Source organism: Baekduia sp. Peel2402 (assembly GCF_052567285.1).
In genome coordinates this window covers 2203529-2216537 of the sequence record NZ_CP199582.1, presented here as the reverse complement: position 1 = coordinate 2216537, position 13009 = coordinate 2203529, and the positions used below count along the sequence as shown (strand labels likewise).

Annotated in this window: 16 protein-coding genes; 12 read left to right on the top strand and 4 right to left on the bottom strand. The window is 73.0% G+C overall.

The annotated features are described in order from the left end of the window. The first annotated feature begins 11 nt into the window (after positions 1 to 11). Entirely contained in the window at positions 12 to 1151 is a 1140-nt protein-coding gene (locus ACT01A_RS10790; protein ID WP_445152256.1) for a carboxylate-amine ligase, read from the top strand. A 37-nt stretch (positions 1152 to 1188) separates the two neighbouring features. Here ACT01A_RS10790 and ACT01A_RS10785 read toward each other — a convergent pair whose 3' ends face one another. Beyond that, on the bottom strand, positions 1189 to 1821 hold the full coding sequence (locus ACT01A_RS10785; protein ID WP_445152255.1) for a PilZ domain-containing protein: 633 nt from the start codon (positions 1819 to 1821) through the stop codon (positions 1189 to 1191). Between the two features lie 64 nt (positions 1822 to 1885). Here ACT01A_RS10785 and ACT01A_RS10780 point away from each other — a divergent pair, with 64 nt between their 5' ends. Genes ACT01A_RS10780 through ACT01A_RS10750 form a run of 7 tightly spaced genes read left to right on the top strand, consistent with a single transcriptional unit; the run spans position 1886 to position 5356 of the window. Then, entirely contained in the window at positions 1886 to 2650 is a 765-nt protein-coding gene (locus ACT01A_RS10780; protein ID WP_445152254.1) for a rhomboid family intramembrane serine protease, read from the top strand. Between the two features lie 31 nt (positions 2651 to 2681). Then, entirely contained in the window at positions 2682 to 3023 is a 342-nt protein-coding gene (locus tag ACT01A_RS10775; protein WP_445152253.1) for a hypothetical protein, read from the top strand. A gap of 3 nt (positions 3024 to 3026) precedes the next feature. Then, positions 3027 to 3707, top strand: a complete 681-nt coding sequence (locus ACT01A_RS10770; protein WP_445152252.1) for a metal-dependent hydrolase — start codon at positions 3027 to 3029, stop codon at positions 3705 to 3707. Continuing rightward, complete coding sequence (locus tag ACT01A_RS10765; protein ID WP_445152251.1) at positions 3704 to 3979, top strand: Lrp/AsnC ligand binding domain-containing protein; 276 nt, start codon at positions 3704 to 3706, stop codon at positions 3977 to 3979. The genes ACT01A_RS10770 and ACT01A_RS10765 overlap by 4 nt, the downstream gene beginning before the upstream one ends. Next, positions 3976 to 4521 carry a hypothetical protein gene (locus ACT01A_RS10760; RefSeq protein WP_445152250.1) on the top strand — a complete coding sequence of 182 codons (546 nt, stop codon included), beginning with the start codon at positions 3976 to 3978 and terminating at the stop codon, positions 4519 to 4521. Before ACT01A_RS10765 ends, ACT01A_RS10760 begins: the two co-directional genes overlap by 4 nt. 44 nt (positions 4522 to 4565) lie before the next feature. Further along, positions 4566 to 4889, top strand: a complete 324-nt coding sequence (locus ACT01A_RS10755) for a PadR family transcriptional regulator (RefSeq protein WP_445152249.1) — start codon at positions 4566 to 4568, stop codon at positions 4887 to 4889. Next, a complete protein-coding gene (locus tag ACT01A_RS10750) occupies positions 4886 to 5356 on the top strand; it encodes a hypothetical protein (RefSeq protein ID WP_445152248.1) in 471 nt (156 codons plus the stop codon). Before ACT01A_RS10755 ends, ACT01A_RS10750 begins: the two co-directional genes overlap by 4 nt. On the opposite strand, the gene ACT01A_RS10745 is transcribed toward ACT01A_RS10750, so the two are convergent. After that, positions 5353 to 6132 (bottom strand): IclR family transcriptional regulator, encoded by a 780-nt coding sequence (locus ACT01A_RS10745; RefSeq protein ID WP_445152247.1) that lies wholly within the window; start codon positions 6130 to 6132, stop codon positions 5353 to 5355. The two genes, ACT01A_RS10750 and ACT01A_RS10745, sit on opposite strands and share 4 nt — an antisense overlap. Before the next feature lie 67 nt (positions 6133 to 6199). On the opposite strand from ACT01A_RS10745, the gene hutU reads away from it, so the two are divergent. Genes hutU through ACT01A_RS10725 form a run of 4 tightly spaced genes read left to right on the top strand, consistent with a single transcriptional unit; the run spans position 6200 to position 11338 of the window. After that, positions 6200 to 7840 (top strand): urocanate hydratase, encoded by a 1641-nt coding sequence (gene hutU / locus ACT01A_RS10740; protein WP_445152246.1) that lies wholly within the window; start codon positions 6200 to 6202, stop codon positions 7838 to 7840. Next, entirely contained in the window at positions 7837 to 9060 is a 1224-nt protein-coding gene (gene hutI, locus ACT01A_RS10735) for an imidazolonepropionase (protein ID WP_445152245.1), read from the top strand. Before hutU ends, hutI begins: the two co-directional genes overlap by 4 nt. Further along, positions 9057 to 10217: a hydantoinase/carbamoylase family amidase gene (locus ACT01A_RS10730; protein WP_445152244.1), complete on the top strand. Its 1161-nt coding sequence runs from the start codon at positions 9057 to 9059 to the stop codon at positions 10215 to 10217. The genes hutI and ACT01A_RS10730 overlap by 4 nt, the downstream gene beginning before the upstream one ends. Next, positions 10214 to 11338 carry a formimidoylglutamate deiminase gene (locus ACT01A_RS10725; protein ID WP_445152243.1) on the top strand — a complete coding sequence of 375 codons (1125 nt, stop codon included), beginning with the start codon at positions 10214 to 10216 and terminating at the stop codon, positions 11336 to 11338. Before ACT01A_RS10730 ends, ACT01A_RS10725 begins: the two co-directional genes overlap by 4 nt. Here the strand turns inward: ACT01A_RS10725 and ACT01A_RS10720 are convergent. Together ACT01A_RS10720 and ACT01A_RS10715 are read right to left on the bottom strand one after the other, a co-directional pair. Next, on the bottom strand, positions 11309 to 12049 hold the full coding sequence (locus ACT01A_RS10720) for an SDR family oxidoreductase (RefSeq protein ID WP_445152242.1): 741 nt from the start codon (positions 12047 to 12049) through the stop codon (positions 11309 to 11311). The genes ACT01A_RS10725 and ACT01A_RS10720 overlap by 30 nt on opposite strands. A 63-nt stretch (positions 12050 to 12112) precedes the next feature. Continuing rightward, on the bottom strand, positions 12113 to 13006 hold the full coding sequence (locus tag ACT01A_RS10715; RefSeq protein ID WP_445152241.1) for an RNA polymerase sigma-70 factor: 894 nt from the start codon (positions 13004 to 13006) through the stop codon (positions 12113 to 12115). Between the last annotated feature and the right edge of the window lie 3 nt (positions 13007 to 13009).

Sequence of the window (13009 nt, the reverse complement as noted above, 5' to 3'; positions counted from 1 at the left end):
TCCGGCGGCAGATGGAGCACCACTTCACCGGGCCGAGCTATACGATCGGCATCGAAGAGGAGCTGATGATCGTCGACTCCGACTCCTACGAGTTGGTAAATGCGATCGAGTCGCTCCTCGAAGACGCGAAGGCCGTCGAGTCCGACCACTCCGCCGGGGAGATCAAGCCGGAGCTGATGGAGTCGGTCCTTGAGATCGCGACGCGACCGGCCGCGAACACCGCCGAGGCCGGCGCACAGCTGCGCGCGCTGCGTCGCGAGGTCCACGACGTCGCGGCACGCCGGGGCCTAACGATCGGCAGCGCCGGCACCCACCCGTTCGCGCTCTGGGAGGACCAGCGGATCGCCTCGCGCCTCAGATACCGCGAGCTGGTCAACGCGCTCCGATTCGTTGCGAGGCAGGAGCTCATCTTCGGGCTGCACGTGCACGTCGGCGTCGACGATCCCGACAAGGCGATCCACGTCGCCAACGGCATGCGCGTGCACCTGCCCGTGTTGTTGGCCTTGAGCGCCAACTCCCCGTTCTGGCGCGGCGACGGCACCGGGATGGCCTCGACGCGGCTGCCGATCTTCCGCGCGTTCCCGCGCGTCGGCGTCCCGCCGTCCTACCGCGACTGGGCCGACTACGAGCGCCAGATCGAGTTCATGATCTCGTCGGGCGTCATGGAGGACTACACCTACCTCTGGTACGACGTCCGCCCGCACCCGAAGCTCGGGACCGTCGAGATCCGCGCCTGCGACGCCCAGACCCGCGTCGAGCACACGCTCGGCCTCGCGGCGTTGATCCAGGCGATGGTCCGCGAGTTGTGCGAGCACTACGAGTCCGGCGAGCACCTGGGCGAGTACCCGTGGCAGATGCTCGACGAGAACCGCTGGCTTGCCGCGCGGCACGGGCTCGACGGTCAGCTCGTCGACCTGCCGTCCAACGAACGCGTCGCCACCCGCGACCTCGCCCACCGCCTGGTCGACCGGCTGCGCGAGCACGCGCAGGACCTCGGCTCCGCCAACGAGCTGGACGGCATCGACGACCTCTTGTCCCGCGGCAACGGCGCCGCCCGCCAGGTCGTCGTCTACGAGGCCAACCACGACCTGCGCGAGGTCATGGCCGAGATCGTCGCGGCGACGACGGGCGACGGCGAGACCGAGTTCTAGGGCGACCCTCGCCCAGGGGGCGAGGTCGCCAGGCGGCTCAGGCCGCTTCGCGCAGCGTGAACGCTTGGCGCGCCACGCGCTGGCGGACCGCGAAGATGAGCTGATCGAGCGTCGTCGCGATGCTCGGGTCCAGGTCGGTGAAGGAGACCGCGACGCCGCCGTCGGCGTCACGTCGCACGACGCGGCCCTGGCAGACGACCGGATCCGGCAGCCCCGGCACCGCGAGCTCCAGACCGAGCAGCGCGCCCGGCATGGCGGGCGCGCCGGCGCCGACGATCCGCACGCCGCCGCCGCTGACGTCGGTCGTGGAGAAGTCCTGCGCAAAGCCGGTTCGGCGGCCCTCGTCGTCCAGCGGCGTCACGCGCACGGCGAGCTCGGCCTTCAGGCGCGGGCGCAGCCGCAGCGGCCGGAAGCCGACGTCGTCGGTCACCCGGAAGGCGACGGTGCCTTCGATCGGGCCGCGTTCGACGGTGCCGTTGAGGAAGACGGGGTGGCGCGGCGTGTCGAACGACAGCGTCGCCGGAGAAGGCAGCGTGTGCAGCAACGACAAGGTCTGGGCGTCACGCGGCTCGAGCACCGCCTCGCCGCCGTCCACAGCGACGACGCGCCAGGTCGTGTCCTGGTCGCAGGCGTCCAAACCGATGATCTGGAAGTCCCTTAGGCGCCGCACGACTCAATTGATCGACACCCATGGCTCCGACTGGAGTCCTGGGGGCCTAGAATCGTTTTCAGAGATGGCCGGGACGCCAGACCTGTTCGTGGTTTGCAAGAAGTGCGGGTCTGAGGTCAGCCCGTACATCACCGAGTGCCCGTACTGCGGCACACGGTTGCGAAAGCGTGCGCCGAAGATCGACCGTCGCACCGGCGACGCGACGCCCAAGCCGGCGCGCAAGCTCCCGCGCCCGGCGCTGACGCCACTGCGCAGCAACGAGATTCCGGGGATCCGCGCCGACCCGACCGGGCGCCCGAACGCGACGATCGCGCTGCTCGTCCTGTCGATCTTCGGCTTCCTGGCGCTGGCGTTCGTGGCCCGCGTCGACGTCGGCCTGCTCAACTTCGACAGCGACCCGTGGAAGTACGTCGTCTCGGGCTTCGTCTACTCGAACACCTGGTACCAGCTGGCGGCGCTGCTGGCGATCGGCATCTACGGCTGGCGGCTAGAGCTGCGCCACGGGCCGGTGTTGGTGGTCGCGCTCTTCATCGCCTGCGGCCTGGGCGGCAACGCGATCGCCGCCGCGGTCGACGTCGGCGACCTCATCCTCGGCGCCCCGGGCGCCGCGCTGGGCATGATCGCCGCCTGGGCGCTGCCAGATGTCATCCGCGCGCGCCGCGGTATCGAGCACGACGGCGACCTGATCGGCACCGCGGTGATCGCGGTCGTCGTCGCGGTCATGCCCGCGGTCACCTACGGCGCGAGCGCGATCGCGACCTTCTCGGGCCTGCTCCTCGGCCTGGCTGCGGGCGCGCTGCTGCTGCGCACGCAGGACACCACGCGGTAGCACCCGGCGCCTGGCGCTAGTGTGGGTCGCAGTGCCCGCCCGCCGCTTCACCGCCGAGCAGGTTGACGCCGCCGTCGAGGCGCTGTCCGCCGACCCTGAGCGGTTCGCTCACGCACAGGAGATCGTCGCGCACGCCGCCCCCGGGCTGCAGCGCGTGCTCAACGAGGCGCTGCACGCCGGCGGCTGGTTTGGCGAGGCGCACGAGAAGCAGGTCACCGGCGCCGCGCAGACCGAGGATCCCTCCGAGCGCGAGGCCGCGGTGCGCGTCCTGATCGCGGAGGAGACGCGCCTGAGCATGCTCGTCGGCGTCGCCGCCGGGCTGGAGCTGGCACGCGAGCTGTACGAACCGACCCCGTCCCAGTCAGAGGAGTAGTCGATGGAGATCAAGTTCCTGGGCCACGCGGCCTTCGCGATCGAGCACGAGGGCAAGACCGCTTTGATCGATCCGTTCCTCTCCGGCAACCCGAAGGCCGCGGTCAGCGCCGACGACGTTGCCGCCGACGTGATCCTGCTGACCCACGGCCACGGCGATCACATCGGCGACACGGTCGCGATCGCCAAGCGCACGGGCGCGACGGTCGTGGCGATCGTCGAGCTGGCGGCCGAGCTGAAGGAAGACGGCGTCGAGAACATCATCGACCCCAACATCGGCGGCACGGCCGACCTCGGCTGGCTGACGGCGCGGATGACGCCGGCGTGGCACACGTCCACGACGCCGAAGGGCACCGTCAACACGCCGGCCGGCTTCCTGATCGAGGTCGGCGGCAAGCGCATCTACAACGTCGGCGACACGGGTCTGTTCAGCGACCTCGCGCTGCCGAGCAAGCGCGGTCACATCGACCTGGCGATCCTCCCGATCGGCGGCCACTACACGATGGACCGCTTCGACGGCGTCGCTGCGGCCGAGCTGATCAAGGCCGACCAGATCATCCCCGCCCACTACGGCACGTTCCCGCCGATCGAGACCGACGTCCAGGCCTTCAAGTCCGACGTGCAGAACGCGGGCTACGCCGAGGTCATCGTGCTCGAGCCGGGCGAGAGCCACACGTTGCGATGACCCACGCGGTCGTCCTGATCGAGGCCGAGCGCGACGCGCTGACGACGCTCGGCGGCGAGCTGGCCGGCCTGCCTGGCGTCGCCGAGGCGTACAGCGTCACCGGTGAGTGGGACTTCGTGGCGATCGTGCGCGTCGATCAGCACGAGAAGCTCGCCTCCGTCATCACCGGCCAGCTCGTCAAGCTGAACGGCGTGAGCCGGACGCAGACGATGGTCGCCTTCGAGGTCTTCAGCGAGCACGACCTCGAGGCGATGTTCTCGATCGGCCAGTGAGGGCCCGCGCCGCCACTGCTGCCGCCGCCTGCATCGCCGCCACCTTCGCGCTGGCGGCGTGCGGCGGCGACGACGAGCCGAGCGCGACGACGGGCGCGGCCGCCCCGACGCCCGAGGCGACGCTGAGCGCGACCACACCGCCGGCGGCCACGGCGACCGCCACCGCCACGGCGCCGCCGACCGCCACGACCGGCGTGCCCAAGGGCGGCGTGACGACCGGCGCTGAGACCACGTCCACCAGCGGCGGCGGCGAGTCCGGCGAAGGCGGCGCGGGCGACGAGGAGGCCACACGCGTCCCGGTCACGCTGACCCACCGCGCCGGCGCACTCTCCCCAACGACCGTCACCGTCCCGGCCTTCCTGACGCTGGAGATCACGATCTCCGGCCCCTCGACCACCGCCACCCTTCCCGGCGGCGCCCCTCTCGCCGTCCCGGGCACCCAGACCCTCACCGGCCTCAAGCCTGGCAAGTACCCCATCTCGACCGCCGACGGCGGCAAGACGACGCTGAACGTCGTCAACGGCGGCGACCCAGGCCCCTAGGCCAGTATGTTGGATAAGCGCTCCGGGCTATGTAGGATAAGCCCGTGCCCGAGCGCATCACCAAGCAGCTCCTAAAGGTCCTCGAGGCGCTCCTGGTCGATCCTCAGCGCGAGTGGTACGGCCTGGAGCTCATGGACGCGACCAAGCTCTCGTCCGGCACGCTCTACCCGATCCTGCATCGGTTGGTCCAAGACGGCTGGCTCGCGCGACAGGGCGGCCAGCAGTCCGACAAGGGCGGGCCAGGGCGCAGGTTGTACGTCCTGACCGGCGTTGGGGAGCAGGCGGCTGCTCGCGTGGTCGAGGACCGCCTCCGCGCGAAGCGCCACGCTACGCGCCGCCCACCACGCCCGGGAGCGCAGCCGGCATGACCGCGCTCGTCCTCGCGCTGATCGCTGCCGTCTTCGCGGGCCTCCTCAGGGCGATCCTCGCCGGCGAGCTCCGCGGCCTTCTCTCCGACCGCAACCACCGCGCTGTCGAACATGCCGTCTCGCTCCTCCCGTCCGATCTGTCCGAGGACATCGCGGCGGAGTGGCGCGCCGAGCTGACCGCGCTCGAAGACGCCGATCGCCTGATCTCCGCCGGACGCTTCTCCCACTCGCTGCTCAGGGCGGCCCGAGCGATCGCGAACGACTCGCAGCCCGTGTCGATCAGCGTCGACCAGGCCCGTCGGCGTGGTCTGCCTCGCTCCCTCGTTCGACGGTGGGTCGCAGTGCGGGTCCTCGTCGAGGAGCAGCGCTGGGAACGCCGCGCTCTCCGGGACGCGGTCGCGGCCGCAGAGGAGGCTGCGGCGGAGATGGACCGCAACGGGAAGCGGCGCCTGCGTTGGCCTTCCTAGCGGCCGTCGGGCGCGCGGCCGCGGATCCTGCGCGCCACTTCGCCCGCCGCGTCGGTCACCGCTGACGCCAGCGCTGCGCGCGGGCGGCCGGGTTTGACGTCGCGGCCAGGGAAGGTAAGAGCGATAGCGGCGACCGGGTGGCCGGTGTGGTCGAGGACCGGTGCGGCGACGGAGGCGAAGCCGGTGGTGACGTAGCCGTCTTCGGTGGCGTGGCCGGCGCGGCGGGTTTCGGCGAGGGCGCGGCGGAGCTCGATGAGGGTGCGGGGGCCGCGGCCGCCTTCGCGGACGATGAGGGCGTCGCGGGTCGGGAAGAGGGCGCGGACTTGTGCGGGTGGGAGGGCGGCGAGCATCGCCAGGCCGGAGGCGGTGAGGTGGGCGGGGAGGCGGACGCCGACGTCGGTGACCAGCGAGGGGCGGTCGGGCGCGCGTTCCTCGATCACGTACAACACGTCCGCGCCGTGGAGCATCGCGAGGTGGCCGTTGTGCGTGGTGTCGCTCACCAGCTCGCTGAGGACGTTCTGCGCGATCCAGCGCAGCGGCTCCTGCCTGGTGTACGCGGCGCCGAGCGCGAAGGCCGCGACGCCGAGGCCCCAGCGGCGCTCGTCCTCCAGGTGGGCGACGTAGCCGCGGTCGCGCAGGGCGGAGAGCAAGTGATAGGTGGTGCTGCGCGGCAGGCCGAGGTCGCGGGCGATCGCCGCCGCGGGCAGCGGTGCGGCGTGGCGGGCGAGCAGCTCGAGGACGTCGAGCGCGGCGGTCGCGGCGGGGACGTTGGCCATCCGTCCGAGTGTCTCAGATCCGAGACGAGGGTTGCGCGGCGCGCACGGTCGCCGGAGACTCGCGTCCATGAGCCCCGTCGCCTCTGACACGCTCCGCTGCCGTGGCTGGCAGCAGGAGGCCGCCCTGCGCATGTTGGAGAACAACCTCCACCCGGACGTCGCCGAGAACCCGGACGAGTTGGTGGTCTACGGCGGGATCGGCAAGGCCGCGCGCGACCACGCCGCGCTGGCGGCGATCAAGGACGTGTTGATGCGCCTCGGCGACGACGAGACGCTGCTGGTGCAGTCCGGCAAGCCGGTCGCGGTCTTCACGACGCACGAGCGCGCGCCGCGGGTGCTGATCGCCAACTCCAACCTGGTCGGTGACTGGGCCAACTGGGAGCACTTCCGCGAGCTGGAGCGCGCGGGCCTCATGATGTACGGGCAGATGACCGCCGGGTCGTGGATCTACATCGGGTCCCAGGGGATCCTGCAAGGGACCTACGAGACGTTCGCGGCGGTCGCGCGCAAGCGCTTCGGCGGCACGCTGGCCGGGCGGCTCGTCGTGACCGCGGGCCTCGGCGGCATGGGCGGCGCGCAGCCGCTGGCCGTCACGATGAACGGCGGCGTCGCGCTGTGCGTCGAGGTCGACCGCACGCGGATCGAGCGCCGGATCGAGACGGGGTACTTGGACGAGCGCGCCGGCTCGCTGGACGACGCTCTCGCCCGCGCCGCCGATGCTGTCCGCGATGGGCGCCCGTTGTCCATTGGGTTGCTCGGCAACGCCGCCGAGGTCCTGCCGGAGCTGGTCGCGCGCGGCGTGCACGTCGACGTCGTCACCGACCAGACGAGCGCTCACGACCCGCTCGTCGGCTACCTCCCGGCGGGGATGACGATCGAGCAGGGCGACGCGCTGCGCGCCTCGGACCCCGACGAGTACCTGCGGCGTGTGGGGGAGAGCGCGGTGACGCACGTCGGCGCGATCCGCGCGCTGGGCGAGGCCGGCGCCGAGGCCTTCGACTACGGCAACGCGCTGCGCGGCCTGGCCGCGTCGCACGGCGATGACCATGCCTTTGCCTACCCGGGCTTCGTCCCCGCCTACATTCGCCCGCTGTTCTGCGAGGGCAAGGGGCCGTTCCGGTGGGCGGCGCTCAGCGGCGATCCGGCTGACATCGCCGCGACCGACGCCGCGATCCTCGACCTCTTCGGCGACCAGCCCCACATTCGTCGCTGGATCGAGCTGGCTCAGGAGCACGTCAAGTTCCAGGGTCTCCCGGCGCGGATCTGCTGGCTCGGCGCGGGCGAGCGCCACCTGGCGGGCCTGCGGTTCAACGAGATGGTGGCGTCGGGCGAGCTGCGCGCGCCGATCGTGATCGGTCGCGACCACCTCGACGCGGGCTCGGTCGCCTCGCCGGAGCGCGAAACCGAGGCGATGAAGGACGGCAGCGACGCCGTCGCCGACTGGCCGCTTCTCAATGCCATGGTCAACGTCGCCGCGGGCGCGTCGTGGGTCTCGATCCACCACGGCGGCGGCGTCGGGATGGGCAAGTCGATCCACGCCGGGCAAGTTGTAGTAGCTGACGGGACCGAGCTCGGCGCCGAGCGCGTTCGCCGGGTCCTGTCGATCGACCCGGCGATGGGCGTCGTGCGGCATGTCGACGCCGGCTACCCGGAAGCCGACGCGGCGGCGACGCGCCTGGACATCGACATCCCGATGATGTCCGCGTGAGCCTCTCGTTGGAGAACGCCGCGCAGGTCGCTCGCTACCCCGCGGCGGCGCCGTACGTTCGCCTCAACGCGGCGGCCGGTGCGGTCACGCTGGAGCCCGGCGCCTTGACCACCGACGGCGCCCACATCGCGGCGTTCGACTCCGACGTGTCCGCGACGCGGCGCATCGACTGCGCCGGCGCCGCGATCGTCCCCGGCTTCGTGGACTGCCACACGCACCTGCCGTTCGCGGGCTGGCGCGCCGAGGAGTACGCGATGAAGGTTGCGGGCCGGCCGTATGAGGAGATCGCGAGCGCCGGCGGCGGCATCGCCTCCTCCGCGCGCGCCTTCGCGGAGACCTCCGACGACGACGTCCTCGTGCAGGCACGCACGCTCGCGCGCGAGATGCTCGCCCACGGGACGACGAGCTTTGAGACGAAGTCGGGCTACGGCCTGAGCGTCGAGGCTGAGCGACGGGCGCTGCGCCTGGCCGCCGCGCTCGCCGCCGAGGTCCCGCAGACGGTGCGCTCCACCGCGCTGCTCGCCCACGCGGTCCCGCCCGGGATGACCGCCGACGCGTGGCTGGACGCGATCGCGCCGGTCGCGGCCGAAGGGGACGTCACCGCGCTGGACATCTACGTCGAGTCGGTCGCGTTCGACCTCCAGCACTTGGCGCGCATGGGCGACCTGGCGCGCGCCAACGGGCGCGACCTGCGCGCGCACGTCGAGCAGTTCTCCACCATGCGCAGCGTTCCCGTCGCGCTCAAGCACGGCGCGCGGTCGGTCGACCACCTCGCCTGCCTGCACCCCGACGACCTCGGCCCCCTCGCCGCGGCCGAGTGCGCCGCGGTCTTGCTGCCCGGCGCCGAGCTGCTCGGCGACGAGCAGGTCGCGCCCGGCCGCGCCCTGGCCGACGCGGGCGCGATCGGCGTCATCGCCACCGACTGCAACCCGGGGACGTCGCCCATTACGTCGCTGCCGCTGATCGCCGGCCTGGCGGTCCGCCGCTACGGCTGGACCCCGCGCGAGGCGCTCATCGCGATGACGCTCAACGCGGCGTGGGTGCTGCGACTTCACGATGACCTTGGGTCGCTCGAGGTCGGCAAGCGCGCCGACGTCGTCATCCTCGACGCGCCGCTGGAGCACCTGCCCTACCGCTTCGGCCACAACCCGGTGGCGATCGTCATCGCCGGCGGTGAGGTCGTCCACGTTCGTGAGGATCAAGCATGGCGACTCGGATGACCATCAGCGCCGAGGAGCTCGCCGCGCGCCTGGATCCCCTGCACGCGATCGGCTACGACGAGGCGCGCGGGACCAACCGCCTCGCGTGGACCGCGGAGGACGCCGCGGCCGGCGCGTGGTTCGAGGAGCAGGCGGCGGGCGCCGGCCTGCGCGCGTGGCGTGACGCGGCCGGAAACCGCTGGGCGACGCCGCCCGGCGACGGCCCGTGGTGGGCGGTCGGCTCGCACACCGACAGCGTCCGGGACGGCGGCGCGTTCGACGGCGCGCTCGGCGTGGCCGCGGCCTTCGCGATCGCGGCCGCGTCACCGGCGCCCCTCGCCGTCATCTCCTTCGCCGACGAGGAGGGCGCGCGCTTCAACACGCCGACCTTCGGGTCGCGCGCGCTCACGGGCGTGCTGGACGTCGAGGGCGTGCTCGCCCGGACCGACGACGACAACATCTCGCTCGCGGACGCGATGGCCGCCGCGGGCGTCGATCCGGCGGGGTTGGCCACGGCGCCCGAGGTCCTCCGTCACCTGCGCGGCTTCGTCGAGCTGCACATCGACCAGTCCACCGACCTCGCCGCCGCCGGCGCGCCGTGGGGCGTCGTCGCCTCGCTGGCCGCACGCCTGCGCCTGCGCGCGACGACGACCGGCACCGCCGACCACGCGGGCACCACGCCGATGGACGGACGCCAGGACGCGCTCCTGCGCGCCGCCCGCCTGATCACCGCCGCCCATGACCTCTGCACGCCGGACATGCGCGCGACCGTCGGCCGCCTGCTCGTCGAGCCCAACGCGCTCACCGCGATCGCCACCGCGACGACCCTGTGGATCGACGCCCGTGCCCCCGAGGCCACGACGCTCGACCCGTGGCTTGCCGCCTTGACCACCGGCGCGGCCGCCGAGGGCGCCGCCTTCGCCATCGAGTCCCGCTCGCCCGCGGTGACCTTCGACGCCGGCCTCCGCGCGCGCCTCGCCGCCGCCGCGCCCGCGGGCGCCGTCACGCCCGAACTCGTCTGCTGGGCCGGCCACGACGCCGGCCTGCTCGCCCCGCGCGTCCCCGCCGCGATGGTCCTGGTCCGCAACGCGACCGGCATCAGCCACTCGCCCGCTGAGCACGTCGAGCTGGACGACGCCGCCGCCGGCGCCACCGCGATCCTCCACGCGCTGTCATGACCTACACCTCGGTCGACGCGATGCCCAACGCGCACAGCCACGCCTTCCAGCGCGACCTGCGCGGGATCGGCGAGCGGCCGTCCGATCCCGCCGACGACTTCTGGACCTGGCGCACCGAGATGTTCGGTCTCGCGGGCGCGCTCACGCCAGAGACGATGGCCGACGTCGCCGCGCGCACCTACCGTGAGATGCGTGCCGCGGGCTACGGCGCGGTGGGGGAGTTCCACTACGTCATCCACCAGCCGGACGGCACGCCCTACGAGCAACCCAATGTGATGGCCATGACGGTCGCGGAGGCGGCGCGCGCCGCGGGGCTCGAGATCGTCCTCCTGCCGGCCGCCTACCACCGCAACGGCTGGGATGGCGCCGACCGACCGCCGGCGCCCGGCCAGCGCCGCTTCTGCGACGCGACCGTCGACGCCTACCTGGAGCGCGTCGACGCGCTGCGCGCCTGGGCGGCCGACCGCGACGGCGTTCATGTAGGAGTCGCCGCGCACTCCGTCCGGGCGGTGCCCGCCGGTTGGCTGCGCGCGATCGCGCGCTACGCCGACGAGCACGACCTCGTCCGCCACGTCCACGCCCACGAGCAGCGCCGCGAGCTGGCCGAGTGCGCCGCCGAGCACGACGGCGCCACGCCGATCGCGCTCCTGCACGACACCGGCTTCCTCGGGCCGCGCACGTCGATCATCCACGGCATCCACGTCTCCGACGACGACGTCGCGCGCCTGGCGGAGACGGAGACGATCGTCGTCACCTGCCCGACGACCGAGGGCAACCTCGGCGACGGCCACCTCCCGGCGCTGCGCTACCGCGACGCCGGGGTCCGCCTGGCGATCGGCTCGGACTCCAACGTGCGCATCGACCCCTTCGAAGAGGCTCGCGAGCTGGAGACCCTCGCGCGCCGCGAGCGTCAGACCCGCGCCGCCCTCCTGGCCCACTACGGCGACCTTTGGGCCGAGCTGGTCGCCAACGGCCGCGCGTCGCTGGGCCTGGAGTCCACGCCGGCCGCGCGCATCGCGATCGACCGCGAGCACCCGCAGCTGGCCGGCGTCGCCGACGCCGACCTGCCGCGCGCACTCGTCACCGCCGCCTCAAGCGCGGTCGTGCGCGGCCCCGCGTAGCCACTGCTCAAGCGTCGTCGGGGCGATGCGGGCGCCATCGCCCGGGACGAGCAGGTCGTCGGTCCACGGCGTGCCCGCGTAGGTCGCGTCCGGGTCGGTCACGATCTCGTGCGCGTCGCCGACGACGCGGCGCGCCAGCGCGTCGAGCGGCGCGCGCTCGGGGCCGGCCAGCTCGACGATCCCGTTCGCCGGCGCGTCCACGGCGATCCCGGCCAGCAGCCGCGCCACGTCGTCGACCGCGATCGGCTGCATCGGCGCTGGCGGCAGGACGTACCCGCTGATCTCGGCCAGCTGCGCCACGAACTCGAAGAACTGCGTGGCACGGGCGATGGTGTAGGGGATGCCGCCGCCGCGGACCACGTCCTCCTGCGCGAGCTTCGCGCGGAAGTAGCCGGCCGGCGTGTCGGTGCGATCCATCCCGACGATCGACAGCGCGACGTGGTGGCCGACGCCCGCGCGGGCCTCCGCGGCGAGCAGCTTGCGCGAGCCGTCGCGGAAGAAGCGCAGGATCGCGTCGTCCTCCCAGGTCGGCGAGCCGGTGACGTCGACGACGACCTGCGCGCCCGCCAGCGCCGCGTCCAGGCCCTCGCCGGTGAGCGTGTCGACGCCGGTCGAGGGCGAGGCGGCGACCGCCTCGTGCCCGGCCTCGCCGAGGTGGGCGACCAGCCGCGAGCCGACCTGCCCGGTGCCGCCGATGACCACGATCTTCATGATGATGTCCTTGTCCTTCGCTGTGGGTGAGAGGTCCTTCCACAGCGAGGACCGGGCAGCGCCTCAGCCCGTGACGGCGAATTGCGCGAGCTTCTCCGGGTTGACCTGCCAGAGGATCGTCGCGATGGCGCCGGTGCGGTCGTCGACCTCGATCGCCAGGATCGAGATCGGCGCGCCGTCGCCCGCGCGCGCGAGGATCGCCGGGGCGCCGTTGAGGTCGAGCGTCTCGGTCGTGGCGGCTGCGTCCCAGAACTTGGCGACGACGCCGACGACCGCCCGGGCCACGCGCTCGCGCCCGTGCAGCGGCACGCGCGAGGCGTGGACGACCCCGCCGCCATCGGCGTGGTTGACGACGTCGGCGGCCAGCAACGCCTCCAGCCGCCCGACGTCACCGTCGCGCGCTGCGGCGACGAAGGCGTCCAAGAGGCGTCGGCGTGCGTCGTCGTCGGCGCGGGCGGCCCGGCGCTCCGCCGCGAGTTTGCCGCGCGCGCGGGAGGCGAGCTGGCGCGCGTTGTCGTCGGAGATCTCCAGCACGCCGGCGACGTCGCGGTAGGGGTAGTCGAAGGCCTCGTGCAGGACGTAGGCGGCGCGTTCTGTCGGGGTCAGCTTCTCCAACAACATGAGCACCGCGATCTCCAGCGCCTCGCCCCGCTGGGCGCCGAGCGCCGGGTCGGCGGTCGTGTCGACCGGTTCGGGCAGCCACGGCCCGACATAGGCCTCGCGCCGCACGCGCGCCGACTGCAGCACGTTGAGCGCCAGCCGCGTCGTCGTCGTGATCAGGAACGCGACCGGATCGTGCACTGCATCGCGGTCGGCGCCCTGCCAGCGCAGCCACGCGTCCTGGACGACGTCGTCGGCCTCGGCGACGCTGCCGAGCATCCGGTAGGCGACGCCGAACAGCCGGGGTCGCGCCGCCTCGAACGCGGCGGCGTGCTCCTCGCTGACCGGCGCCGTCATCGG

Excerpts from the sequence above, each read along its gene's own strand:
- ACT01A_RS10790 (WP_445152256.1), top strand. The coding sequence starts at position 12 with ATGGAGCACCACTTCACCGGGCCGAGCTATACGATCGGCATCGAAGAG.
- ACT01A_RS10780 (WP_445152254.1), top strand. The coding sequence starts at position 1,886 with ATGGCCGGGACGCCAGACCTGTTCGTGGTTTGCAAGAAGTGCGGGTCT.
- ACT01A_RS10770 (WP_445152252.1), top strand. The coding sequence starts at position 3,027 with ATGGAGATCAAGTTCCTGGGCCACGCGGCCTTCGCGATCGAGCACGAG.
- ACT01A_RS10765 (WP_445152251.1), top strand. The coding sequence starts at position 3,704 with ATGACCCACGCGGTCGTCCTGATCGAGGCCGAGCGCGACGCGCTGACG.
- ACT01A_RS10750 (WP_445152248.1), top strand. The coding sequence starts at position 4,886 with ATGACCGCGCTCGTCCTCGCGCTGATCGCTGCCGTCTTCGCGGGCCTC.
- ACT01A_RS10745 (WP_445152247.1), bottom strand. The coding sequence starts at position 6,132 with ATGGCCAACGTCCCCGCCGCGACCGCCGCGCTCGACGTCCTCGAGCTG.
- hutU (WP_445152246.1), top strand. The coding sequence starts at position 6,200 with ATGAGCCCCGTCGCCTCTGACACGCTCCGCTGCCGTGGCTGGCAGCAG.
- ACT01A_RS10730 (WP_445152244.1), top strand. The coding sequence starts at position 9,057 with ATGACCATCAGCGCCGAGGAGCTCGCCGCGCGCCTGGATCCCCTGCAC.
- ACT01A_RS10725 (WP_445152243.1), top strand. The coding sequence starts at position 10,214 with ATGACCTACACCTCGGTCGACGCGATGCCCAACGCGCACAGCCACGCC.
- ACT01A_RS10720 (WP_445152242.1), bottom strand. The coding sequence starts at position 12,049 with ATGAAGATCGTGGTCATCGGCGGCACCGGGCAGGTCGGCTCGCGGCTG.
- ACT01A_RS10715 (WP_445152241.1), bottom strand. The coding sequence starts at position 13,006 with ATGACGGCGCCGGTCAGCGAGGAGCACGCCGCCGCGTTCGAGGCGGCG.